21 protein-coding genes are annotated in these 21797 nt (G+C 61.5%); 9 read left to right on the forward strand and 12 right to left on the reverse strand.

All coding sequences use genetic code 11. The features are described 5' to 3' along the window. Window positions 1-29: 29 nt before the first annotated feature. Window positions 30-3800: an EAL domain-containing protein gene (locus ACIGEK_RS04830; RefSeq protein ID WP_397492197.1), complete on the forward strand. Its 3771-nt coding sequence runs from the start codon at window positions 30-32 to the stop codon at window positions 3798-3800. Window positions 3801-3894: 94 nt separating this feature from the next. On the opposite strand, the gene rimK is transcribed toward ACIGEK_RS04830, so the two are convergent. Further along, window positions 3895-4800 (reverse strand): 30S ribosomal protein S6--L-glutamate ligase, encoded by a 906-nt coding sequence (gene rimK, locus ACIGEK_RS04835; protein WP_090380038.1) that lies wholly within the window; start codon window positions 4798-4800, stop codon window positions 3895-3897. Beyond that, window positions 4797-5231 (reverse strand): ATP-dependent zinc protease, encoded by a 435-nt coding sequence (locus ACIGEK_RS04840; RefSeq protein ID WP_397493083.1) that lies wholly within the window; start codon window positions 5229-5231, stop codon window positions 4797-4799. The genes rimK and ACIGEK_RS04840 overlap by 4 nt, the downstream gene beginning before the upstream one ends. A 131-nt stretch (window positions 5232-5362) precedes the next feature. Between ACIGEK_RS04840 and ACIGEK_RS04845 the strand changes: the two genes are divergently transcribed. Continuing rightward, window positions 5363-5794 carry an RNA-binding S4 domain-containing protein gene (locus ACIGEK_RS04845; protein WP_090387693.1) on the forward strand — a complete coding sequence of 144 codons (432 nt, stop codon included), beginning with the start codon at window positions 5363-5365 and terminating at the stop codon, window positions 5792-5794. 67 nt (window positions 5795-5861) lie between these two features. On the opposite strand, the gene ACIGEK_RS04850 is transcribed toward ACIGEK_RS04845, so the two are convergent. After that, window positions 5862-6656 (reverse strand): phosphatase PAP2 family protein, encoded by a 795-nt coding sequence (locus ACIGEK_RS04850; RefSeq protein ID WP_397492198.1) that lies wholly within the window; start codon window positions 6654-6656, stop codon window positions 5862-5864. 216 nt (window positions 6657-6872) lie between these two features. On the opposite strand from ACIGEK_RS04850, the gene hslO reads away from it, so the two are divergent. The 3 genes from hslO to ACIGEK_RS04865 all read left to right on the forward strand — a co-directional run bounded on the left by hslO (window position 6873) and on the right by ACIGEK_RS04865 (window position 12164). Beyond that, the gene (gene hslO / locus ACIGEK_RS04855; protein ID WP_304870361.1) at window positions 6873-7760 is read left to right on the forward strand and encodes an Hsp33 family molecular chaperone HslO; all 888 of its coding nucleotides are present in this window, start codon (window positions 6873-6875) and stop codon (window positions 7758-7760) included. A gap of 181 nt (window positions 7761-7941) precedes the next feature. Beyond that, window positions 7942-9483, forward strand: a complete 1542-nt coding sequence (locus tag ACIGEK_RS04860) for a phosphoenolpyruvate carboxykinase (protein ID WP_397492200.1) — start codon at window positions 7942-7944, stop codon at window positions 9481-9483. A gap of 749 nt (window positions 9484-10232) precedes the next feature. Then, window positions 10233-12164, forward strand: a complete 1932-nt coding sequence (locus tag ACIGEK_RS04865) for an ATP-dependent DNA helicase RecQ (protein ID WP_397492201.1) — start codon at window positions 10233-10235, stop codon at window positions 12162-12164. A 21-nt stretch (window positions 12165-12185) separates the two neighbouring features. Here ACIGEK_RS04865 and ACIGEK_RS04870 read toward each other — a convergent pair whose 3' ends face one another. Further along, complete coding sequence (locus ACIGEK_RS04870; protein ID WP_397492202.1) at window positions 12186-12929, reverse strand: ArsR/SmtB family transcription factor; 744 nt, start codon at window positions 12927-12929, stop codon at window positions 12186-12188. 74 nt (window positions 12930-13003) lie between these two features. Here ACIGEK_RS04870 and ACIGEK_RS04875 point away from each other — a divergent pair, with 74 nt between their 5' ends. Both ACIGEK_RS04875 and ACIGEK_RS04880 read left to right on the forward strand, forming a co-directional pair. Next, a complete protein-coding gene (locus tag ACIGEK_RS04875) occupies window positions 13004-13351 on the forward strand; it encodes an NIPSNAP family protein (protein WP_397492203.1) in 348 nt (115 codons plus the stop codon). Continuing rightward, window positions 13348-13701 carry an antibiotic biosynthesis monooxygenase family protein gene (locus ACIGEK_RS04880; RefSeq protein WP_397492204.1) on the forward strand — a complete coding sequence of 118 codons (354 nt, stop codon included), beginning with the start codon at window positions 13348-13350 and terminating at the stop codon, window positions 13699-13701. The genes ACIGEK_RS04875 and ACIGEK_RS04880 overlap by 4 nt, the downstream gene beginning before the upstream one ends. Window positions 13702-13738: 37 nt before the next feature. Here ACIGEK_RS04880 and ACIGEK_RS04885 read toward each other — a convergent pair whose 3' ends face one another. From ACIGEK_RS04885 to ACIGEK_RS04910, 6 genes are read right to left on the reverse strand one after another with little or no spacing between them, the layout of a single operon-like run. Next, on the reverse strand, window positions 13739-14176 hold the full coding sequence (locus ACIGEK_RS04885; RefSeq protein ID WP_397492205.1) for a nucleoside deaminase: 438 nt from the start codon (window positions 14174-14176) through the stop codon (window positions 13739-13741). Window positions 14177-14204: 28 nt separating this feature from the next. Further along, entirely contained in the window at window positions 14205-14816 is a 612-nt protein-coding gene (locus ACIGEK_RS04890; RefSeq protein ID WP_397492206.1) for an ABC-type transport auxiliary lipoprotein family protein, read from the reverse strand. Further along, the gene (locus ACIGEK_RS04895; protein WP_397492207.1) at window positions 14813-15730 is read right to left on the reverse strand and encodes an MlaD family protein; all 918 of its coding nucleotides are present in this window, start codon (window positions 15728-15730) and stop codon (window positions 14813-14815) included. Before ACIGEK_RS04895 ends, ACIGEK_RS04890 begins: the two co-directional genes overlap by 4 nt. After that, window positions 15731-16519, reverse strand: a complete 789-nt coding sequence (locus ACIGEK_RS04900) for an ABC transporter ATP-binding protein (protein ID WP_397492208.1) — start codon at window positions 16517-16519, stop codon at window positions 15731-15733. Beyond that, on the reverse strand, window positions 16516-17661 hold the full coding sequence (locus tag ACIGEK_RS04905; protein ID WP_397492209.1) for an MlaE family ABC transporter permease: 1146 nt from the start codon (window positions 17659-17661) through the stop codon (window positions 16516-16518). The genes ACIGEK_RS04900 and ACIGEK_RS04905 overlap by 4 nt, the downstream gene beginning before the upstream one ends. A 59-nt stretch (window positions 17662-17720) precedes the next feature. Continuing rightward, on the reverse strand, window positions 17721-18647 hold the full coding sequence (locus ACIGEK_RS04910; protein WP_160013682.1) for an exopolyphosphatase: 927 nt from the start codon (window positions 18645-18647) through the stop codon (window positions 17721-17723). 191 nt (window positions 18648-18838) lie between these two features. Here ACIGEK_RS04910 and ACIGEK_RS04915 point away from each other — a divergent pair, with 191 nt between their 5' ends. Then, window positions 18839-19180 (forward strand): cupin domain-containing protein, encoded by a 342-nt coding sequence (locus ACIGEK_RS04915; RefSeq protein WP_394235383.1) that lies wholly within the window; start codon window positions 18839-18841, stop codon window positions 19178-19180. Between the two features lie 11 nt (window positions 19181-19191). On the opposite strand, the gene ACIGEK_RS04920 is transcribed toward ACIGEK_RS04915, so the two are convergent. Next, complete coding sequence (locus ACIGEK_RS04920; protein WP_397492210.1) at window positions 19192-19845, reverse strand: DUF3313 domain-containing protein; 654 nt, start codon at window positions 19843-19845, stop codon at window positions 19192-19194. Between the two features lie 77 nt (window positions 19846-19922). Further along, window positions 19923-20882, reverse strand: coding sequence for a class I SAM-dependent methyltransferase (locus ACIGEK_RS04925; protein WP_397492211.1), 960 nt, complete (start codon window positions 20880-20882; stop codon window positions 19923-19925). 148 nt (window positions 20883-21030) lie between these two features. Here ACIGEK_RS04925 and ACIGEK_RS04930 point away from each other — a divergent pair, with 148 nt between their 5' ends. Beyond that, window positions 21031-21633 (forward strand): nitroreductase family protein, encoded by a 603-nt coding sequence (locus tag ACIGEK_RS04930; RefSeq protein WP_397492212.1) that lies wholly within the window; start codon window positions 21031-21033, stop codon window positions 21631-21633. The last annotated feature ends 164 nt before the right edge of the window (window positions 21634-21797 follow it).

The following is a 21797-nucleotide window of genomic DNA, read 5'->3' on the forward strand; positions in this document are numbered from 1 at the left end:
CTTTATCAGCGCGATGACATGAGGTCAGCATGCCTGCAGTTCCCCACCGCCTCTATCCATGGACCTGGTTGCTGCCGCTGCCATTGCTCCATCTGGCCACCTGGCTGTCCCTGGCGACCCAGTTCACCGACGGGGCGGCGCTCTGGTATCCACCGTTTGCCCTGGCGCTGGTGTTTGCCCTGTGGTGGGGCCCGCGAGTGCTGCTGGCGGTGTACCTCAATGCCATGTTATCGATCCCGCTCTGGGGGCTGGAGTGGCAGTGGGCTCCCCTCTACGCGCTGCCGGAAACCCTCGGTGTAGCGCTGGCTTGGCTGTTGTTGCGGTTACGCCCGTTTGATCCGGCCCTGCCCGACCTCAGTCATTTACTGCGCTTTATGCTGCTTGGCGTGCTGTTGCCGATCATTCCCATGGCGCTGGGGGTGCAGGGCAACCTCTGGCTGATCGGCCATGCGCCGCTGGAGGAGCTGCTCTCGGGCAGTATGACCTTATGGCTGGCCGACAGCCTTACTGCCCTGGCCATCGCCATCCCTTTGCTGGCTTACCTGACGCCTTGGCTGCGCCGGTGCGGTTGGCTGGCGGTGCCCGTGCGCAGCGGCTGCGAGCAGGTGCCAGAGGTGTTGCGCCAGTTGCCGCCCTGGTCACTGTTGGTGCTGCTGTTAATTGGCATGCCCTGGCTCCTTGGGGTGTTGCCACTGACCCTAAATCTGCCGTTGATTGGCGTGATGATGCTGGGCCTGGCCTTGGTCTGGGGCTTTGCCGGCGGTGTCTGTGGTGCGGTGCTCAGCGTATTGATGGTGCTGATTCTGCCGTTGCTGCGTGGCTTGGGCGATACCGCCGCCTGGCTTGATCCACAGCGCCTGGAACTGCACTTCAGCGTGCTGCTATTTATGCTCGCCACGCTGTTAGTGGGGCGCAGCCTGAGTGATCTGCGTCAGGCGTTGGCGCGCAGTGCGCAGATGCAGCAGCAACTGGCGCTGGCTAACCTGGCGCTGGAGGCCAGCCCGCTGGGGGTGATCATTGCTGATGCGCGTCAGCCCGCGTTGCCGCTGATCTACTGCAACCCGGCGTTCGAGCAGATTACCGGCTACAGCCGCGAGGAGACCTTGGGCAACAACTGGAATTTCCTCCTGCGTGATGACCAGCAGCAACAAGGCTTGAGCCGCCTGCAGCAGGCCGTTCGCGAGGGCATGGGCTGCGATGTGGTGCTGCGTAACTACCGCAAGGACGGCCAGCAGTTCTGGAACGAATTTACCCTGGCGCCGATGCGTGATGACCAGGGCATCAGTCATTTTGTCGCCCTGCAGAGCGATGTCACCGCTCGCGAGCAACTGGCCACACAGGTGCGCTCACAGAGCGACGAGCTGCTCAAGCAGAGCTACCTGTTCAGCCAGACCGAGCACATCGCCAATCTCGGCGGCTGGGTGCTGAACCTGCCAGAGCTGGATATGGACTGGAGCGCCGGTTGCTTTCGCATCTACGAACTGGACCCGAAAAACGGCACACCTGACCTCAATGGCGCCTTGAGCTACCTGGATGCCAGCGGTCGCGTGCTGGCCGAGCAGGTGCTGCAGCAGCTGATCGATGGACTGGAACAATTCGATATCGAAGTGCGCCTGCTCACTGCCAAGGGCAAGACGCGTTGGCTGCGTATCCGTGGCATTACCGAGCGCGATGGGACCGAGTTGGTGCGCGTGTATGGCGCATTGCAGGATGTCAGCGCGCGCAAATACGCCGAGCAGCAACTGCGTGAGCGGGATGAGCGTCTGCGCCTGTTCTTTGAGGCTCCGCTGATCGGCATGGCCCTGACCTGCCCGAACTTTGCCTGGGAGGAGGTCAACCACAAGCTCTGCAGCATTCTCGGGCGTTCGCGCGAACAGCTGCTGGCGTCGAGCTGGGAAGAGCTGTCGCTGGAGGATGACCTGCACAACGAACTGCCGCTGCTCGACCAGGTACTCAGCGGCCGCCGCGAAGGGTTTGAGCTGGAAAAACGCTTTCGCCGCGCCGACGACAGCCTGGTGCATACCCGCGTCAGCCTGCGTGCGGTGCGCCACAGTACCGGTCGGGTGCGCATGTTACTGCTGCTGGTCGAAGACATCAGCGAGCGCCTGCAGGCTGAGGCGCGCTACCGCACCATCGTCGAGAATGCGCCCGAGGCGATCATGCTGTTCGACCTCAACGGCACGCTGGTCGAGTGCAATGACAATGCCCTGCGCCTGTTGCGTTACAGCCGCGAAGAAATCGCCACTAAGCGTGTATTTGATCTAAGCCCAAGCAAGCAAGCGGACGGTCAGCTGACGGCTGAGCTGGGGAGGGTTTATTTAAAACGGGCGATGGCCGGCGAGGCGCCGGTGTTCGACTGGCTGCACCGCGACAGCAAAGGCCGGCAGATTCCTTGCGAGGTGCGCCTGGTGCGCATGCCCGGCGAGCCAGTGCTGATTCGCGGCAGCGTCACCGATATTTCCGAGCGTCAGCGTTATCAGCGTGAAATCGAACGGCTGGCCTTCAGCGACGAACTCACTGGCCTGCCCAATCGACGCCTGATGCTCGACCGTCTGCAGCATGCGATGGACCGCGAGCAGCGCGAAAACACCCTGGGCGCGCTGCTGTTTATCGACCTCGATCACTTCAAAACGGTCAACGACAGCCTCGGCCACCTGGTCGGCGATGGCCTTTTGCGTGAAGTCACAACACGGCTGGCCAGTGGTTTGCGCGCCGAAGATACCCTGGCGCGGATGGGCGGCGACGAGTTTGTGGTGCTGCTCGAAGGGCTCGACAGCAACCCGCAACTGGCAGCTGAAGCGGCGGCTGTCACTGCGGAAAAACTGCTGAAAAGCCTGGTTGGCACCTGCTGGATCGATGGCCATGAGCTGTCGATCAGTGCCAGCATCGGTATCGCCCTGCACCCCTTTGGCAGTCAGGTAGCCGCTGATGTGCTGAAACAGGCCGATACCGCCATGTACCGGGCCAAGCAGGGCGGGCGCAACGCCTTGCACTTCTTTGCCCCGGAGATGCAGGCGGCTATCGATCAGCGATTGCAGATGCAAAGCGAGCTGCGCCAGGCGGTGCAACGCAATCAGCTGTATCTGGTATTTCAGCCGCAACTGGCGCTGGCCACTGAGCGTATTGCCGGCGCGGAAGTGCTGTTGCGCTGGGTGCATCCGGAGCGCGGCGAAGTCATGCCCGGCGACTTTATCCCGCTGGCCGAGGAGACGGGTCTGATCGAGGAGCTAGGCGCCTGGGTGCTGGAGCAGGCGTGCGCCGCGCTGGCGCGCTGGTTGCCGCAGTGGCCGCAGCTGGTGCTGGCGGTCAATCTAAGCCCGCGTGAGCTGCGCCAGCGCGGTTGTGTGGCGCGTATCAGCGAGTGTCTCCAGCGCCATCAGGTGCCCGCCACGGCGCTGGAGCTGGAAATCACTGAGGGCGTGCTGCTGGAGGATGTCGAGCAGTGCATCAGCAACATGCAGGAACTTAAGGTGCTGGGCGTGCGTTTCGCCATCGATGATTTCGGTACCGGTTATTCCTCGCTGACTTACCTCAAGCGCCTGCCGCTGGATCGCCTGAAGATCGACCGTAGCTTTACCTGGGACATGGACGGCGAAGACGGCAGCGGCCTGATGCTGGTGCAGACCATCCTGGTTATCGCCCGTAATCTGGGTTTGGAGTGTGTGGCCGAAGGCATCGAAACCCAGTGGCAACTCGACTCTTTGCGTGAACATGGCTGCTCATTGGGGCAGGGCTATCACTTCAGTCGGCCGCTGAGGGAGGCCGATTTTCAGGCCTGGATGCAGCAGCACCAGCTATAGGCTTGAGTCTGCGTTTCGGCATCCCTGCCGCGTCCTGTAGTGATCTGCAATACCGGCCCGGCCATCCTTGGCCGTGCGTTCGCCTATATCCGGCTCACCCCTTGCCCTTGGTGCGCGTCAGGTGTGGGCCGCTGTTTTTCTCCAGATGCTGAATCACCAAGCTGGCAACGTCCTTGCCGGTGGTGGTTTCGATGCCTTCCAGGCCGGGCGAGGAGTTCACTTCCATCACCAGCGGACCGTGGTTGGAGCGCAGGATATCCACGCCGGCCACCGACAGCCCCATGACCTTGGCTGCGCGGATGGCGGTCATGCGCTCCTCCGGGGTGATCTTGATCAGGCTGGCGCTACCGCCACGGTGCAGGTTGGAGCGGAATTCGCCGGGCTTGGCCTGGCGCTTCATCGCCGCGATCACCTTGTCGCCGACCACAAAGCAGCGAATATCCGCGCCGCCGGCTTCCTTGATGTACTCCTGCACCATGATGTCCTGCTTGAGGCCCATAAAGGCCTCAATCACCGACTCGGCAGCGGTTGCCGTTTCACACAGCACTACACCTATGCCCTGGGTGCCTTCCAGCACTTTGATCACCAGCGGCGCGCCGTTGACCATGTCGATCAGGTCGGCGATGTCATCCGGTGAGTGGGCAAAGCCGGTCACTGGCAGGCCAATGCCACGGCGTGAGAGCAATTGCAGCGAGCGCAGCTTGTCCCGCGAACGGGCGATGGCCACTGACTCGTTGAGTGGGAAAACGCCCATCATCTCGAACTGGCGCAGCACCGCGCAGCCGTAGAAGGTCACCGACGCACCGATGCGCGGGATCACTGCGTCAAAGCCTTCCAGCGGCTTGCCGCGATAGTGGATCTGCGGTTTGTGGCTGGCGATGTTCATATAGGCGCGCAGGGTGTCGATCACCACCATCTCGTGGCCCCGCAGCTGCCCGGCTTCAACCAGGCGGCGGGTGGAATACAGGCGCGGGTTGCGCGACAGCACGGCGATCTTCATTGGGCACCAGGAGAGTCAGCGAGGGTGGGTTTGTTCTGTACGTAGGTCAGCGCCGGGTTGACTAGCAGTTGCCCATCAACCAGCGCTTTGGAACCAAGCAGCACACGGTAGCGCATGGTCTTGCGGCAGGTCAGGGTGAACTCCACCGGCCATTCGCGCTCGCCCAGGGTCAGGGTGGTACGGATCACATAGCGCGACTGACTGTGGCCGTTGGAGCTTTTGATCGTTTTCACCGATACCAGCTGCGCCTCGCAGCGATGCCGGCGCTGCACCAGGGTGCCGAGGTGCGCGGTAAAGCGCACCCAGGGCTCGCCATCGCGGTCGAACGGCTGGATCTCGCTGGCGTGCAGGCTGGAGGTGCTGGCCCCGGTATCAATCTTGGCGCGCAGGCCGACCATGCCCAGTTCCGGCAGGTTGATCCATTCACGCAGGCCGATTACGCCAAGTTGGTCGAAAGTCTTCACAGGGCCATCCGTCATATTTGCGGGCATTCTAGTTGGCCCTTATGACAACTGCATCAGGCAAAATGTCCGCCTGCACAGCCGGTATCAGCGGGGATCAGATGAGCGATAAAGACGACGACAAGGTACGCCTGGATAAATGGCTGTGGGCCGCGCGCTTTTACAAAACCCGCGCCCTGGCCAAGGCGGCTATTGAGGGCGGCAAGGTGCACCACCGTGGTGAGCGTTGCAAACCAGGCAAGGAACCGAAAATTGGCGATATCTATGTGATTCGCACGGGTTTCGAGGAACGCAGCGTTGTAGTGCAGGCGCTTTCAGTGGTGCGTCGGGGGGCACCAGAGGCACAGACGCTGTATGCCGAAACGGCAGAAAGCATCGCACGCCGCGAACAGGCAGCAGTGCAGCGCAAGGCTGGGGCTCTGGGCATGCAGACCGACGGCCGGCCGAGCAAGAAGCAGCGCCGGCAGATTCACGACTTCAATGAGCGACAGGATGGCGGCTTGCGCCATCCCTGGGCTGACGACGAGTTCTAGGTTGCGTATCGTCAACTGGCTTGATCAGCGGCGCTGCACTAACCAGTTGCGTAGGTGCAGCCTCCGCTTAGCGGCCGCTGATAATGCTTAGTCGGCCCAGCACTGGCAGCTTGGCCAGCCTCTTGAGCAGCGGTTGGGTGACGTATTCCAGCCATTCGCTGGTTTTGTAGGCAAAGGGTGTAAAGCAGGACCAAGCCAGACCCAGCAGAGCGAGGAATACGCCGCCTACCAAGGCGTCCGAGCCCCAGTGCGCACCGGCCACAAGACGCGGCAGCATAAAGATCGCTGCCATGCTCCAGACCAGCAGCAAGCGCCAGTTACGTGCAAAGAAGCTCATAAACATCGCCCAGATCAGCAGCACCGAGGCGTGATCGCCGGGGAAGCTGCGTGTGGCGCTGTCTTTCAGATCCCAGCGCTCTTCCCAGGTCGGGAACAGCTCGGTCAGGCGCGCAGCGCCTTCCACTACCAGCGAAGCACTCGGGCGCTGCCAGCCCATCAGTTTGACCAGCTCGGCGAAGCCGACACGAATCAGCAGCATGACAAACAGCGCCGCGAGAAAGGCATACAGCGCTTTGCGCACCTGGGCGCCGCTGAACACCAGGTCGGCCTTAAGGATCACGGCTAGCATCAGCACGCCAACGCCCATATCCACTGGGCGCATGCTGCCGATTGCCCAGGTCTTCGCCCACAGGCCCGCGCTGTGCACGGGCTCGTTGAGCAGGGCAAACAGTTGCAGGTCGAATTGGTCCCACAGCGCGCGGCTAGGCGCCCACAGCCAGCTGGCGAGCAGCAGCAGGGCGACGATATGGCAGGCAATCAATGGGCGGATACGCCACTGGTCGTTAAGAAAAGAAGCGGGCATGCAGTGGCATCCTTGTCATCTGTAAGGGATTAAGGCGGCGGGCATGCTAGGTATTCTGTCTTCTGATTGCAAAGATTCGCGCTACCTTTTGTCGACAACTGTGATCCGGGTTGGTATCGATAGCTTCCGCCCGCAGTGCTGATAGATAAGAGGCGCTTGGTCAGATGGGCGTTTACGCCTAAAATCGCGGGCCGAGTCACATTCAGTGAAGTTGGCATGTCTGATTTTTCCCAACGCTTCTTGTTCGACGACAGCGATATTCGTGGTGAGTTGGTCGGCCTGACCGACAGCTACAGCCATGTGCTGGCCAAACACACCTACCCGCAACCGGTCGCCCAACTTCTGGGTGAACTACTGGCCGCCGCCTCGCTGCTGATCGGTACGCTGAAATTCGAAGGCCTGCTGATCCTCCAGGCGCGCTCCTCCGGTGCCGTGCCCTTGCTGATGGTCGAATGCTCCAGCGAAGGCGAGCTGCGCGGTATCGCCCGTTATCACGCCGAGCAGATCACTGCCGATGCCAATTTGCGTGAGCTGATGCCTGATGGCGTGCTGGCCATGACCGTCGACCCGAAATCCGGGCAGCGTTATCAGGGCATTGTCGATCTGGAAGGCGATACCCTGGCTGATTGCCTGACGAATTACTTCGCCACCTCCGAGCAGTTACCCACGCGCTTCTGGCTCAGCGCTGATGGCCAGCGTGCCCGCGGCCTGCTGTTGCAGCAGTTGCCTGCTGATCGTCTAAAAGAAGCCGATGAGCGTGAGGCCAGCTGGCAGCACGCCATGGCCCTGGCCGATACCCTGAAGGCTGAAGAGCTGCTGGGTCTGGATAACGAAACCCTGTTGCATCGCCTTTATCATCAGGAAGCGCTGCGTCTGTTTGACCCGCGCGCCCTACAGTTCCGCTGTAGCTGCTCGCGAGAGCGCTCCAGTCGCGCGCTGATCAGTCTCGGCCAGGCCGATGCCGAAGCTCTGGTTCAGGAACATGGCGGCAGCGTGGAAATCGATTGCCAGTTCTGCAACGAGCGCTATCTCTTCGATGCCGCCGATGTGTTGCAACTGTTTATCGATGGCAGCATCGAGGCTCCATCGGATACGCGCCACTGATTTTCAAGCAGGTTCTGGGGCAAATTAGTACGTAAACCGTGCCGGAATGATCTGATCAGAGGCTGCACCCGCAGCCGGCTTTTTCTGGCATAATCCGGCGCACTTTTTTCGCTGTAGTAGTGCTCGATTTTCTACTACAAAACGTTCGGAAGACTCGGCCACTTGGCCGACGGGGACCCACATGACGCAAGCCAACAACGCCGTGTACACCGACATCAGCGCTGCCCAACTGGTCGAAGAAGCCCTTCGTCGCGGTGAAGGTGAGCTGGCCGCCAACGGCTCCCTGGTCGTACGCACAGGCCATCGCACTGGTCGTTCGCCGGCTGATCGCTTCATCGTGCAAGAGCCGAGCACCGAGGCGAAAATCGCCTGGGGCGCGATCAATCGTCCGTTCCCTGCTGACAAGTTCGATGCTCTGTGGGACCGCGTTCAGGCGTTCTCCGATGCTCAAGACAGCTTCGTTTCGTACGTTCATGTAGGTTCTGCCGACGCGCACTACCTGCCGGTCAAGATGACCACCGCCACCGCCTGGCAGAACCTGTTCGGCCGTTGCCTGTTCATCAATCCGGATCAGTACAACCCGGCTGGCAAGGACGAATGGCAAGTGCTCAACGTCGCCAACTTCGAGTGTGTGCCGGAGCGTGATGGCACCAATTCCGATGGCTGCGTGATCCTCAACTTCGCCGCCAAGAAAGTCCTGATCGCCGGCATGCGTTACGCCGGTGAGATGAAGAAAGCCATGTTCAGCGTGCAGAACTTCCTGCTGCCGGACGCCGACGTGCTGCCGATGCATTGCGCGGCCAACATCGGTGAAGAAGGCGACGTGACCCTGTTCTTCGGCCTGTCCGGCACCGGTAAGACCACCCTGTCGGCCGACGAAAGCCGCTACCTGATCGGCGACGACGAGCACGGTTGGGGCGTGGGCGTGGTGTTCAACATCGAAGGCGGTTGCTATGCCAAGTGCATCGACCTGTCCGAGAAGAACGAGCCGGTGATCTGGAAAGCCATTCAGTTCGGCGCCGTACTGGAAAACGTGGTGCTCGATGAGAACCGCGTACCGAACTACGCCGACGACAGCCTGACCCAGAACAGCCGTGCGGCTTACCCGCTGGAGCTGGTTGAGAAGCGCAGCGAGAAGAACCTCGGCGGCGAGCCGAACGCGGTGATCTTCCTCACCTGCGACCTGACTGGCGTGCTGCCGCCGGTGTCGATCCTCAACGAAGAGCAAGCGGCTTACCACTTCCTCTCCGGTTACACCGCGCTGGTCGGTTCCACCGAAATGGGCAGCGGCGGCGGCATCAAGTCGACCTTCTCCACCTGCTTCGGCGCGCCGTTCTTCCCGCGTCCGGCTGGCGAATACGCTGAGCTGCTGATCAAGCGTATCCGCGGCTTCGGCTCCAAGGTCTACCTGGTCAACACCGGCTGGACCGGCGGTGGCTACGGCGTGGGCAAGCGCTTCAATATCCCGACCACCCGTGGCGTGATTGCAGCGATCCAGAGCGGCGCGCTGATTGGCACCGAAACCGAGCTGCTGCCAATCATCAACCTGAGCGTGCCGAAGTCGGTACCGGGCGTTGAAACCAATCTGCTCAACCCGCGCAACACCTGGGCTGACCAGAACGCCTACGACGAAGCCGCTAAAGGCCTGGCCGGTCTGTTCATCGAGAACTTCAAGAAGTTCGATGTCAGCGATGCCATCAAAAACGCCGGTCCGCAGCTCTAAGCTGTAACTGCCGCGTAGAAAAACCGCCGTAATCGGCGGTTTTTTTATGCGTGATCAATCAAGTCGCAATCTTTAGAAGGCGCTTTGGCGGCAAGCTTTAGGGGGGGGCGCGGTTAAAGCTTCTTCCCACAACGAATAGCAATAGTCAGAAACGGAAAAGCCACCCGTAGGTGGCTTTGGGTGCGTATCTGCTAGCAGATCAGGCACGTTGCGAGTATTGCGTGTTGCGCTCTTGCTCAGGTGGCCGCTCTGCACGGCCTCAGGTGTTGCTATATGGCTGTCTCGGGCCACAGCGCTAACGGAGTTGGCAACTCAGGCGATTTCCAGGGCCTTTACCTGCGACTGTCGACTTCAGCATGACTGGCTAGTGCCAGGTAGGTGTCGATATGTCGCGAGTGGCAGCTGGCGCTTTCGAGTTGTATGGCGGCGCTAGTTCTATGGTTTGGCACAACTGACGGCGAACCTGAGTTCTCCCGACTGGATTGCGCATCGGCCCGCTGCTGCGCCAGCTACTCCGGTTTGACCGGGGCCTATGCTGCGCGGCCATCTGGCCTGGGTGGTGAGCGATCTAGTGAGTAACCGGCAAGCTGCCGCTGAAACCAGATACCTGCATACTCATCTCCTTTGTTATTTGTATGGTTTGAATGTACGCCTGTGTTGCCCTCGGTGTTAGTTGGATTGGCAATAGCCGAACAGGTTGTAGGAATTAATCATTGTTTGCCGCCAGTGCGGTCAATGGAGTGACGGCTATGAGTACCCTTGAGCGTGTGTTTGGTTTTCAGCAGCTGCGTCCCGGCCAGGAACGCGTGGTGACGGCCGTGCTGGCGGGCCGTTCGGCGGCGGCGATCTTCCCTACTGGTTCCGGCAAGTCCTTGTGCTATCAGCTGCCTGCGCTGCATCTACCGCACCTGACCCTGGTGGTGTCGCCCTTGCTGGCGCTGATGCAGGACCAGCTGGCGTTTCTGCATGGCCGTGGTATCAGCGCCGCCAGTATCGATTCGGCGCAAAGCCGCGAGGAGGCCAGTGCGGTCATGACGCGGGCGAAATCGGGTGAGCTGAAGATTCTGATGATCTCGGTCGAACGGCTGAAGAATGAGCGTTTTCGCAACTTCATCGCCCAGGTACCGATCTCTTTGCTGGTGATCGACGAGGCCCACTGCATTTCCGAGTGGGGGCATAACTTTCGCCCGGATTATCTCAAACTGCCGGACTACCAGCGTCAGTTCGGCATACCGCAGGTGCTGCTGCTCACCGCCACGGCCACGCCACCGGTAATTGCTGATATGCAGCAGAAGTTCGCTATCGCTGCCGAGGATGTGGTCACCACTGGCTTCTACCGTGCCAACCTCAACCTGCTGGTGGAGCCGGTCAGTGGCGCCGATAAGCAGCGCCGTCTGGAGCAGTGGTTGGGGGGCAAGGCCGGTGAGCCGAGCATTGTCTACGTGACCCAGCAGAAAACCGCTGAACAAGTGGCCGCGCGCCTGAGCCAGCGCAGCATTGTTGCCAGCGCCTACCACGCCGGCATGCCGCATGAGGCGCGCGAGGCGATCCAGCGTCAGTTTATGGCCGGGCAGATCAACTGCATCGTCGCCACCATCGCCTTCGGCATGGGCATCGATAAGTCGGACATCCGCAATGTGGTGCACTTTGATCTGCCCAAATCCATCGAAAACTACAGTCAGGAAATCGGACGGGCTGGGCGCGATGGCCAACCTTCTGACTGCCTGGTGCTGGCCAACCGCGACAGCCTCAACGTGCTGGAGAACTTCGTTTACGGCGATACGCCGGAGCTGGACGGTATTCGTTGTGTGCTCGATGAGTTGCTCAGTGCAGGACAGGGCGGCGAATGGGAGCTGATGCTCAATCAGCTGTCCGAGCAGAGCAATATCCGCCAGCTGCCGCTGAAAACCCTGCTGGTGCAGCTGGAGTTGCGCGGCATCATCGCCCCGCGTTACGCCTATTTTGCTGAATATCGCTTCAAATACCTGCTAGAGCCCGAGGCGCTATTGGAGACGTTCGACGGTGAGCGGCGGCAGTTTGTCGAGGCACTGATCAGTACCTCACAGCGCGCCCGCACCTGGTGCACGGTGGATTTCGACCAACTCTATGGGCAGCACCAGGCCGAGCGCGGGCGGGTGATCAAGGCCTTGGACTACTTCCAGGAGAAGGGCTGGATCGAGCTGGAAAGCAAGCAGATGACCGAGGTCTACGCGCTGCTCGACCCAGGCTTCGATCCGGTCGCACTGAGCGTCGAATTGCATAACTATTTCAGCCAGCAGGAAGCCAGCGAAATCCGTCGGATTCACGCCATGCTTGCGCTGTTTGCCAGCGAGCAGTGCCTGAGTCAGCGTCTGGCTACCTATTTTGGCGATGCCAATGCGCCGCAGCAGTGTGGGCATTGCTCGGTATGCCGTGGGCAGGTCGCCCGTCTGCCCGCGCCGCCGGCCTTACCGCCTTTGGCTGAGCAGGATGTACACGGGCTATGCGACGGTTTGGTGCGCAAACATCAGGAGCTCAAAGGCAGCGAGCCGAGCGCCGAATGCCTGACGCGCTTTCTCTGCGGTATCAGTGTGCCGCTGTTCACCAAACTCAAGGCGCGCCAGCTTAGTGGTTTTGCCGCGCTGGAAAATTATCCCTACACCGAGGTGCGTAGCTGGCTCCAGGCTCAGGCCGGGGCATAGGAAGAAGCGCTGCAGCGGCTGCTAAGCGAGTGCATCCAGCGTTGTGGTTTCAATATCTGCAGGGTGGCTGAGCGGCTCGTCAGAAGATGGTTGGAACCAGGCGCGGAATGACCGCTCGCCGGCCGTTGTGAACGCCACTACACGTGAGTCGGCCACGCACCTGGCCCAGCCGAGTTCCTGGATCCGCACAAACAGCGCGGCGCCGAGCGCGCCGGCCAGATGATGGCGGCGTTCGCTCCAGTCCAGGCAGGCCCGGCAGAATGAACGGCGTTGCAGAGCCAGGGCGTCGGGGTCGATACCGATCTGGTGAAACCACTGGCGCCCGTTGTCGGTGAGCGCTGGCTCGGCTCCCAACTTTTGCAGCAACTTGCGCTGCAATAGCCCCTCATAGGCAAGCACCCCTAGCTCCCCAGCCAGGTGGTCGTAGCAGACCCGCGCGCGGCGCAAGGCCTGGTCACGTGGTCCGGTGCGTGGCAGCGGCGGGCCGGCGCGCAAGGCGAGGCCCATCATCGACTCGAGCAGTTGCGCGATTTCCCGGCCTGCCAGGCGGAAGTAGCGATGCCGGCCCTGCTGGTCGACGCTGAGCAGGCCGGCGTCGAGCAATTTGCCCAGGTGAGAACTGATGGTCTGTTTGGTCACGCCGGCGATATCGGCGAGTTCGGTGGCGGTCAGCGCGCGATCAGCCATCAGTGCGGACAGCACCGCGGCGCGGGCGTTGTCGCCGAGCAGGGCGGCGATACGGGTGATGTTGGGGCCTTCGATCATGGTTCGATGCTAGTCGAACCATATAGCAGCGGCAATTGGCTAAGGTCTCCGCCACCAACCACTGGAGTGACCCGATGCAAATCACCTGTGTAATTCGCTATGAAATCGACCCGTTTCAGCGCGCGGCTTTCAAGGAGTATGCCGAGAACTGGGGTCGCATCATTCCGCGTTGCGGCGGCCAGCTGCTTGGCTACTTTCTGCCGCACGAAGGCAGTAACTATGAGGCCTGGGGCTTGATCGGTTTTGCCAGCCTGGCCGCCTACGAAGCTTATCGGGCGCGTCTTAAGGATGATCCAGAGGGGCGGGCCAACTTCGCGATGGCCCAACAGATGCGCTTTATCCTGCGTGAGGAGCGCTCCTTCGTTGAAGGCGTCGAGGGCACCCTGGGCGTTCAGCCTGGCTTCGCGGGGGTTGCAGGATGATTGCGGTGATCTTCGAGGTGCAGCCCCAAGCCGGCCGGGAGTCGGAGTACCTGGACACAGCAGCGGCGATCCGTGGGCAACTCGAGCAGGTGGATGGCTTTATCTCGGTAGAGCGCTTTGTCAGCCTCTCCATGCCGGGCAAGCTGCTGTCGTTGTCCTTCTGGCGGGATGAGGATGCAGTCAAGCGCTGGCGCACTCTTGAGGTGCATCGCCAGGCCCAGACAGCCGGACGTGGTGGTATTTTCGCCGACTATCGGCTGCGGGTGGCCGAAGTGGTGCGCGACTATGGGCTGAATGAGCGCGAACAGGCGCCGAGTGACTCACGCCGGGTACATGATCAGCTGTTGTAACCGTCAGGGCGCGGCAGTGGCGACGCCCGGGTTGGGATTATTCGCCGATATCCTCGTTCCACAGCGTCGGTTGGGCGGTGATAAAGCCCTGCATCATGTGCAGGCATTCGCTGTTGTGCAGCACGTCGAGCTGCACGCCGCGCTCGCGCAGCAGCGCTTCTTCGCCGAGGAAGGTCTGGTTTTCGCCGATGATCACCTTGGGGATGCCGTACAGCAGGATCGCCCCGCTGCACATCGCGCAGGGCGAGAGGGTGGTGTAGAGCACCGACTCGCGGTAGGTCTGCGCGGTTTGTCGACCGGCGTTTTCCAGGGCATCCATTTCGCCATGGCGGATAGCGCTGCCCTGTTGCACCCTGCGGTTGTGGCCGCGGCCGATAATCTGGCCGTTGTGCACCAGCACCGAGCCAATTGGGATACCGCCCTCGGCCAGGCCCTGGCGGGCTTCGTCGATGGCCGCTTGCATAAACTTATCCATGGTTCACCCCTCGCTATAACAACTCAGTTCACTGCTGTTGTGCCGCTTGTCCTTGTTTCAGGGTCCACTCCAGCACATCGCGGGCCAACTGGTCGCCAGCCTGGCCGAAGGCGTTGACCACAGCGGGCACCGAGGTGTCGCTGGCCGCCTGGCTGACTTCGAAACGCCGGCTGGCGAGGATGCGCAGGCTGCCGCTTTCGACCAGGCGGGCTTCGAGCAGGATGCGCGCGGTCGGTCGGCCATTCTGGTATTCGCTGTGGAAGGCGCGCAGGTCACCGTCCAGCTCCAGGTCGGCCTGCAGGCGGCTTTCGTCACTGCTGACGGCCTTGAGGCGGCCGTCGTCGAGGAAGGCGTCGATCAGCCGGTCACGCAGCAATAATGGCGCGCGGTCGCTCCAGCGCACGCCCTGGTAGGCGCTGATCTGGTCGCCGGGCGGCAACACTGCAATCCGTGTGCTGTCGAGCAACTGGCTGCTGTAGGGCTTGTTCACCCGCAGCGCCCAATCGGCGCTGGCGTCATGGCTGGGCAGGCTGCTGGCCGGCAGGCGGTAGATGCTCAGCACCTGGCTTTTCGGCAATACCGAGCAGGCGGCCAGGCTGCCGATCAGCAGCAGGGCGCCGAGCAGGCGAAGACGACTCATGGTTGAAACTCCTTGATGGTGTCGCTGCGCAGCAGATAGCCGGCCGGGTCTTCCTCCAGGCGGCGGGCGAAGGAGCGCAGGGCGCTGAGGGTTTCGCGCAGTTCGATAATGGTCGGGCCCAGCTCGCCGATGCCCTGCATACCGCCATCGAGAGCGGCGCGGTTGTCGCTCAGCAGGCGCTCGACGTTGCTGCTGCTGCGTTCCAGCGAGGCCATCAGGCGGCTGGCGCTGCCCATCGCCTCGCGGCCCTGGCCGCTGAGCAGCTGGTTGGCGTTGCGCATCAGGTCGGCGGCTTCCTGGCTGGCGCTGCTCATCTGTTGCAGCGCCTGGCGTAGCTCGTCGCGTTGTTCGGCGACGCTGGCGCTGGTCTGTTCGATGTTTTCCAGGGTGCGCGAGATGCGCCCGATATTGTCGCGGGAGAACAGCTGGTTGGCGCGGTTTAGCAGGCGCGTTACGTTGAGTACCAAGTCTTCGCTATTTGCCATCAGGCGTGACAGCGGTGATGGGTCAGCAAGGATTTCCGCACGCTGATCGTCTTTGCTGAGCAGCGCCGGGCTTTCCGGCGAGCCGCTGTACAGCTGGATCAGCGCTGCGCCAGTGATCCCCGTGATCGACAGGCGGGCACGGGTGTCTTGCTTGATGGGTGTGTTGGCGTTGACGCGAATGTGCGCTCGGACCTTGCGCGGGTCATTGGGGTCGAGGCGCAGGTTGATCACATCACCGACCGTGATCCCGCTGTACTGCACAGCACTGCCTTTGGACAAACCGCTGACTGCTTCGTTGAAGATAACGTCATAGTCACGCAGCTCCTGGTCCGAGCTGGCGTTACTCAGCCACAGAGCAAAGCCCAATGCGGTTGCGACCATTAGCACGGTAAACAGGCCAATCAGTACGTGGTGGGCACGCGGTTCCATTCAGTTGCTCCCTGGCGCGCGGTTTGCGGCCTGTTCGGCCGCGCGTCCGCGCGGGCCGTGAAAATACTCGTGTATCCAAGGGTTGTCGGTGGCGGCCACGACGTCCAGGCGGTCGGCCACCAGTACGCGTTTTTCTGCCAATACGGCCACCCGATCACAGATGGTGTAGAGGGTATCAAGGTCGTGGGTAACCAAAAAAACGCTGAGTCCGAGGGCGTCGCGTAACGTCAGAATCAATTGATCGAAGGCTGCTGCGCCAATCGGATCGAGGCCGGCGGTGGGTTCGTCGAGAAACAGAATGTCTGGTTCCAGCGCCAGTGCCCGACCCAGCGCGGCGCGTTTGATCATGCCGCCGGACAGCTCGGTCGGGTATTTGTCGCCGGCTTCGCGCGGCAGGCCAACCAGCGCCAGTTTGACTTGAGCCAGACGCTCGGCGGCAGCGCGCGTGAGGCCGGCATGTTCGATAAGCGGCAGGGCGATGTTTTCGGTCACGGTCAGCGAGGAGAACAGCGCACCGCGTTGATAGAGCACGCCGAAACGTCGCTCCAGCTGCGAGCGCTGCTCGGGCGGTAGGCTCAGCAGTTCTTCGCCGAATACTCGCACGGTGCCAGAGTTGGCGCGGCGCAGGCCGAGGATGCTGCGTAGCAGTACCGATTTTCCGGTACCCGAGCCGCCGACCACGCCGAGCACTTCGCCGCGATACAGATCCAGCGCCAGGTCCTGGTGTACGGTCTGCGCGCCGAAGCGGTTGACCAGGTTGCGTACCTCGATAATCGCTTCGCCCGTCACCAGCCCATCTCCATCAGGAACAGCGCGGCCAGCGCATCGAGCACGATCACCACGAAGATCGACTGGACCACGCTTGAGGTGGTGCGCTCGCCCACCGACTGCGCGCTGCCGGTGACCTTGAAACCTTCCAGGCAGCCGATCACGGCGATCAGGAAGGCAAACACCGGCGCCTTGGCCATGCCCACAACAAAGTGTTTGAGGGCGATATTTTCCTGCAGCATGGCCAGGTACATGGCCGGCGAGATGTCTAGGCTCAGGGCGCAGACCACCGCGCCGCCGAGGATGCCGCTGAGCATGGCGATAAAAGTCAGGATCGGCAGGGCAATCAGCAGGGCGAACACCCGTGGTAGCACCAGCAGTTCCATGGGGCTTAGGCCCAGGGTGCGGATGGCGTCGATTTCCTCGTTGGCCTTCATTGAACCGATCTGCGCGGTAAAGGCGCTGGCGGTGCGCCCGGCCATCAGAATGGCGGTGAGCAGCACGCCAAACTCACGCAGGAAGGAGAACGCCACCAGATCGACCGTGTAGATGCTCGCACCAAAGTCGGCGAGCACTGTGGCGCCGAGAAAGGCCACCACGGCGCCAACCAGAAAGGTCAGCAGGGCGACGATGGGCACTGCATTCAGACCGCTCTGCTGCAGGTGCGCGACTAGCGAGGTGATGCGCCAGCGGCCGGGGCGCAGAAGGAGGGCGAACATCGCTGCGAGGGTCATGCCGATAAAACCGAGCAGCGCCACACCTTGCTGCCAGAGCTCTTCCACGGCCTGGCCGATCTGCCCGAAAAACTCGCGCCAGGCGGGGATGCGTTTGGCTGGTTGCGCGTCGCCAGCATCAGCAATCGCGCTGCCAACCGCTTGCAACAACGCGCGGCGCTCGCTAGCCAGGCCGGGTGCATCGTTGGCCAGTTGCGCCAGGCGTTGGCTGCCGAGCAATTCCACCAACAGCGCGGCGCCAGCGGTATCCAGTGCGCCAAGGCCTTGCAGGTCGATACTGGCGGCGCTGCTCAAGGTGCCGCGCAGCGCCAGTACTTCGGCTTCCAGGCTGGCGTAGTGAGGCAGCGTCCAGTCGCCGCCGATGCGCAAGCCAGAGGGCGCATCCGTGCGGCTGGATTCAAGCGGCGTAATAAAGGGGGCTGTGCTCATGGCCACAGCTTAACCTTCTAGCCGAGGCTACGCCCAGTCTGCCTAGGGCTCATTGCGGTCTAACCGTCAGCGGTGATTTCAGCAATCAGCTCACGCAGCGCTGCTTCGGCATCCTCGTTGGCCACCTGGCAGGTGCCGGCGTTGGCGTGGCCGCCGCCGTTGTAGCTCAGGCACAGTTCGCCGACATTGGTATTGGAGCTGCGGTCGAGGATCGATTTGCCGATGGCGAACACAGTGTTCTGCTGCTTAACGCCCCACATCACGTGGATCGAGATATTGCACTGCGGATACAGCGCATAGATGACGAAGCGGTTGACCGCGTAGATCGTTTCTTCGTTGCGCAGATCGAGCACCACCAGGTTGTGATAGACCGTGGCGCAGCGCTGGATCTGCGCCTTGGCTTCGCGCTGGTGCTCCAGGTACAGCGCCACACGCTCATCGACATCCGGCAGTTCGAGAATTTCCGCGATGCCGTGGGTCTGGCAGAAGTCGATCAACTGCATCATCAGTTGGTAGTTGGAAATGCGGAAGTCGCGGAAGCGCCCGAGGCCGGTGCGTGCATCCATGATAAAGCTCAGCAGTTCCCAGCCCTGCGGGTCGAGGATATCGTCGCGGCTGAATTGCGCGGCATCGGCCTTGTCCACGGCCTCCATCATCTCGTCCCAGTCACGCGGGAAGGCGTCGTGGCCGCCGTAATGCTTCCATACGACCCGCGCTGCCGAAGGGGCATCGGCATCAATCAGGTGATTACTCGCTGGCTGGTTGCGGATGGTTTCGCTGAGGTGGTGGTCGAAGGCCAGGTGGCAGCCAGGCACATAGGGCAGGTTGGTGGTGATGTCATTGCTGGTGATCGCCACTTTGCCGTCCTGCATGTCCTTGGGGTGGACGAAGAGGATGTCGTCGATCAGGTTGAGGTGTTTGAGCAGGGCGGCGCACACCAGGCCGTCAAAATCACTGCGGGTGACCAAGCGGTAAAGACTGGACATAAAGCATCTCCGGATCGGGCAAGCGGCGGGAATAAACCAACAGGCCCCCTTCAAAGTAGCACGCAGTTTGCCCATCAGCCTGGGCGAAGGAGCTGCGTTTCCAGGCAGTTGCAGGTCGACCTCAGGACAGTCCCAGCAAGGTGGCGGTTCTAGGCTGGCGCTTGTTGTTCTACCGACCTCAGGAGCCACCCATGTCACCGATTACCGTACTGCGTGATACCCAGCCGACTCCGCTGCTGGATGCCTGCAAGTGGACGCGCATCGCCGGCGAGCCGCACACCGTCAACCTCAACGCCTACACCTCTGAGGACGGCAGCAAGATCATGGGCACCTGGATCTGCACGCCCGGCAAATGGCAAGTGGCCTATGAGAAATGGGAGTACTGCCACTTCCAGGAGGGCTACTGCATCATCACCCCGGAGGGCCAGGCACCGATTCACCTGCGCGCTGGCGACATCTTTATCGTCGAGCCCGGGATGAAGGGCACCTGGGAAGTGGTCGAGACCGTGCGCAAATACTTTGTCTTTGCCTGAATCCTCAGGCCTCAGGGCTTGAAGTTACGTGCATCCTTGGCCCACTCATCCAGCGCCGGCTTGATGTCTTTTAGGCTCAGTTGGGTGCTGTCGTTCTCCAGTTGCAGGCCATGGCCCTTGCGCACCACGCGGGTCATCGGCTGGCTGTTGCGGCCATCGATGGCTTCCAGCTCGACATAAATACTGCTGTTGAGGTCGCGGGTGCCGGCGGCAGTGCTGGCGGCTGCGGCTACCAGGGCAATCGGCACCACTTCATAGACTTTCAGCCCTTCCGGCGACAGGTTGACTGCGGTTATGGCTGAGCGCAGTACCAGGGTGTCGCGATCTGCATACTCGACAACCCGCATCCGCCCGGCCAGCTCTAAACGCATGGCCTGCTGCAGGTAGAGGGCGATCTCGTCCAGGGTCTGTTGGCTGACTTGCGCAGTTGGGGTTGGCGCGGGGTAGAACACCGGCCTTTCTACCAGCACCGACCGGTAGTTCTCGGGTTTGAAATCCGCTGATACCCAGCGCATTACTGGCACGCCGCTGGCCGACTGCGCAGGCTGCAGCTGCGAGTAATCACTGAGGAAGCCCGAATACTGCGATGGTTGCGTAGTTTTGCTGGCGCAGGCGGCCAGTAACAGGGCGACGGACAGGGCAAGGCCAAGGGTTTTCAGCGTCATTGCGGTGATCTCGCGAGGGGTGGTCGCCTAACTGTAGACCAGTTTTCAATAGGCAATGCTCAGCCCTGGCGCCCCTTCTAAATCGGTGTTTGTGGGGCTTGCTCGCGGCGAAACACCAGGGCTTTTAGTGCACTGTTCGGCTGGTTGTCGGGGAATTCCGGCGGATTTTCCAAGCGTTCGCCGAAGCGCAGGTTCGGTGCTTCAGCGGTCATAGCCTGGATCAGGTAATCCGGGCCAATTTCCGGCTCATTACTGCAGGCCAATACCACACCTTCCGCGCTCAAGAGTTCTGGCAGGCGGCGCAGAACCTTTGGGTAATCCTTGCTCAACACAAAGCTACCGCGCTGGAAGGATGGTGGGTCGATGATGATCAGGTCATAGGGCCCGTACTTGGCCACTTTGCCCCAGGATTTGAACAGGTCATGGCCGAGAAATACCACCTTGCTCAGATCGTGCTGGTTCAGTCGGTGGTTATCGCGACCCCGGCTGAGCGCTGCCCGTGCCATATCCAGATTGACCACCTGCTGCGCGCCACCGGCCAGCGCCGCCACGGAAAAACCACAGGTGTAGGCAAACAGGTTGAGCACGCGCTTGCCCGCCGCCTGCGCCTGCACCCATTGGCGGCCATAGCGCATATCGAGGAACAACCCGCTGTTCTGCTTTTTGCCCAGATCGAGTCGATAGCGCAGGCCGTGTTCGCAGATATCCCAGTGTTCCACCGGCTCGCCGAGCAGCCACTGCGTGGGGCTTTCCGGCAGGTAGCGCTGCTGCAGCAGCAGGCTATGGGCGCCGCTTTGCTGCCAGGCGGTGGATTGGCCGAGATCGAGGAGCATCTGCTTTAGCGCGGCCAGTTCGGCATCGCTCACCGGCTTGAACAGCGCCACCAGCAGCACACCTTGCAACCAGTCCACGGTGATCTGTTCCAGCCCTGGCCAGCAGCGGCCACGGCCGTGAAACAGGCGACGGGTTTCACTGGGCGGCGCAGTCAGGGCGTCGAGCAGGTATTGCTGCAGGGTGGCAAGGGCGGTTGCGTGCATGATCGGGACCTGTTTGCGTGGTGCGGATTTTAACAGGCGGGCCACTCCCATCGTCTGTTTCGATAGTTTCTATCGTTAATGGCGTTTGGCATTCGCGCTGCCGAGTGCCTAGCATTGCCCACTCTTTACCCGCATATAAGGAACGACCATGCACATCGACGAAGCCATCCGCAGCCGCCGCGCCGTCAAGGGCTACGACCCGGCGTTTACCCTCAGCGAGGCCGAAAAGGATGAACTGCTACAACTGGCGCTGCTGGCACCGTCGGCGTTCAATTTGCAGCATGTGCGGTTGGTTGAAGTCAGCGATCCGGCGCAGCGTCAGCAATTGCGTGAAGTGGCCTGGGGCCAGGCGCAGGTGACCGATGCCTCAATGCTGGTGGTGGTGTGCGCCAAACTCGACAGCTGGCAGCAGGATGTCGGCCGCGCCTGGGAAGGTGCTCCCGCAGAAGTACAGGCTTATATGGCCGGTGCCATCGACACCTATTACCGCGACAAACCGCAGGTGCAGCGAGATGAAACCATGCGCAGCTGCGGCCTGATGGCGCAGACCCTGATGCTCGCTGCGCGCGGCAAGGGTCTGGATTCCTGCCCGATGGACGGCTTTGATTTCGATGCGGTGGGCAAGTTGATCAATCTGCCTGAAAACCATGTGATTGCCTTGATGGTCGCGGTCGGCAAGAAAACCATCGAACCCAAGCCGCGCATCGGCAAGCTGCCGTTCAACGAAGTGGTGTTGCGCAACAGCTTCTAATCGCTGGGCAGGTTTCTGAGCGTTCTGGTCATTCTTCAGCCATAACTGTGGTCAGCCTGCGGCTGTTCACACCACTAAAGGTTGGATGACAAACGCGCTGTTGGGGGTGAATCTGGCAGGCACTACGGGTCGACAACTATCGATCTGCAGCCATAAGAAGAAGC

Source organism: Pseudomonas sp. NPDC079086 (genome assembly GCF_044542155.1).
In the GTDB taxonomy this organism is placed as follows: Bacteria; Pseudomonadota; Gammaproteobacteria; order Pseudomonadales; family Pseudomonadaceae; genus Aquipseudomonas.

Coding starts and splice junctions, on each gene's coding strand:
- ACIGEK_RS04905 (WP_397492209.1), bottom strand. CDS start 17,661: ATGAGCACAGCCCCCTTTATTACGCCGCTTGAATCCAGCCGCACGGAT.
- ACIGEK_RS04860 (WP_397492200.1), top strand. CDS start 7,942: ATGACGCAAGCCAACAACGCCGTGTACACCGACATCAGCGCTGCCCAA.
- ACIGEK_RS04920 (WP_397492210.1), bottom strand. CDS start 19,845: ATGACGCTGAAAACCCTTGGCCTTGCCCTGTCCGTCGCCCTGTTACTG.
- ACIGEK_RS04910 (WP_160013682.1), bottom strand. CDS start 18,647: ATGTCCAGTCTTTACCGCTTGGTCACCCGCAGTGATTTTGACGGCCTG.
- ACIGEK_RS04850 (WP_397492198.1), bottom strand. CDS start 6,656: ATGCCCGCTTCTTTTCTTAACGACCAGTGGCGTATCCGCCCATTGATT.
- hslO (WP_304870361.1), top strand. CDS start 6,873: ATGTCTGATTTTTCCCAACGCTTCTTGTTCGACGACAGCGATATTCGT.
- ACIGEK_RS04930 (WP_397492212.1), top strand. CDS start 21,031: ATGCACATCGACGAAGCCATCCGCAGCCGCCGCGCCGTCAAGGGCTAC.
- ACIGEK_RS04880 (WP_397492204.1), top strand. CDS start 13,348: ATGATTGCGGTGATCTTCGAGGTGCAGCCCCAAGCCGGCCGGGAGTCG.
- ACIGEK_RS04890 (WP_397492206.1), bottom strand. CDS start 14,816: ATGAGTCGTCTTCGCCTGCTCGGCGCCCTGCTGCTGATCGGCAGCCTG.
- rimK (WP_090380038.1), bottom strand. CDS start 4,800: ATGAAGATCGCCGTGCTGTCGCGCAACCCGCGCCTGTATTCCACCCGC.
- ACIGEK_RS04865 (WP_397492201.1), top strand. CDS start 10,233: ATGAGTACCCTTGAGCGTGTGTTTGGTTTTCAGCAGCTGCGTCCCGGC.
- ACIGEK_RS04875 (WP_397492203.1), top strand. CDS start 13,004: ATGCAAATCACCTGTGTAATTCGCTATGAAATCGACCCGTTTCAGCGC.
- ACIGEK_RS04830 (WP_397492197.1), top strand. CDS start 30: ATGCCTGCAGTTCCCCACCGCCTCTATCCATGGACCTGGTTGCTGCCG.
- ACIGEK_RS04885 (WP_397492205.1), bottom strand. CDS start 14,176: ATGGATAAGTTTATGCAAGCGGCCATCGACGAAGCCCGCCAGGGCCTG.
- ACIGEK_RS04895 (WP_397492207.1), bottom strand. CDS start 15,730: ATGGAACCGCGTGCCCACCACGTACTGATTGGCCTGTTTACCGTGCTA.
- ACIGEK_RS04845 (WP_090387693.1), top strand. CDS start 5,363: ATGAGCGATAAAGACGACGACAAGGTACGCCTGGATAAATGGCTGTGG.
- ACIGEK_RS04870 (WP_397492202.1), bottom strand. CDS start 12,929: ATGATCGAAGGCCCCAACATCACCCGTATCGCCGCCCTGCTCGGCGAC.
- ACIGEK_RS04915 (WP_394235383.1), top strand. CDS start 18,839: ATGTCACCGATTACCGTACTGCGTGATACCCAGCCGACTCCGCTGCTG.
- ACIGEK_RS04925 (WP_397492211.1), bottom strand. CDS start 20,882: ATGCACGCAACCGCCCTTGCCACCCTGCAGCAATACCTGCTCGACGCC.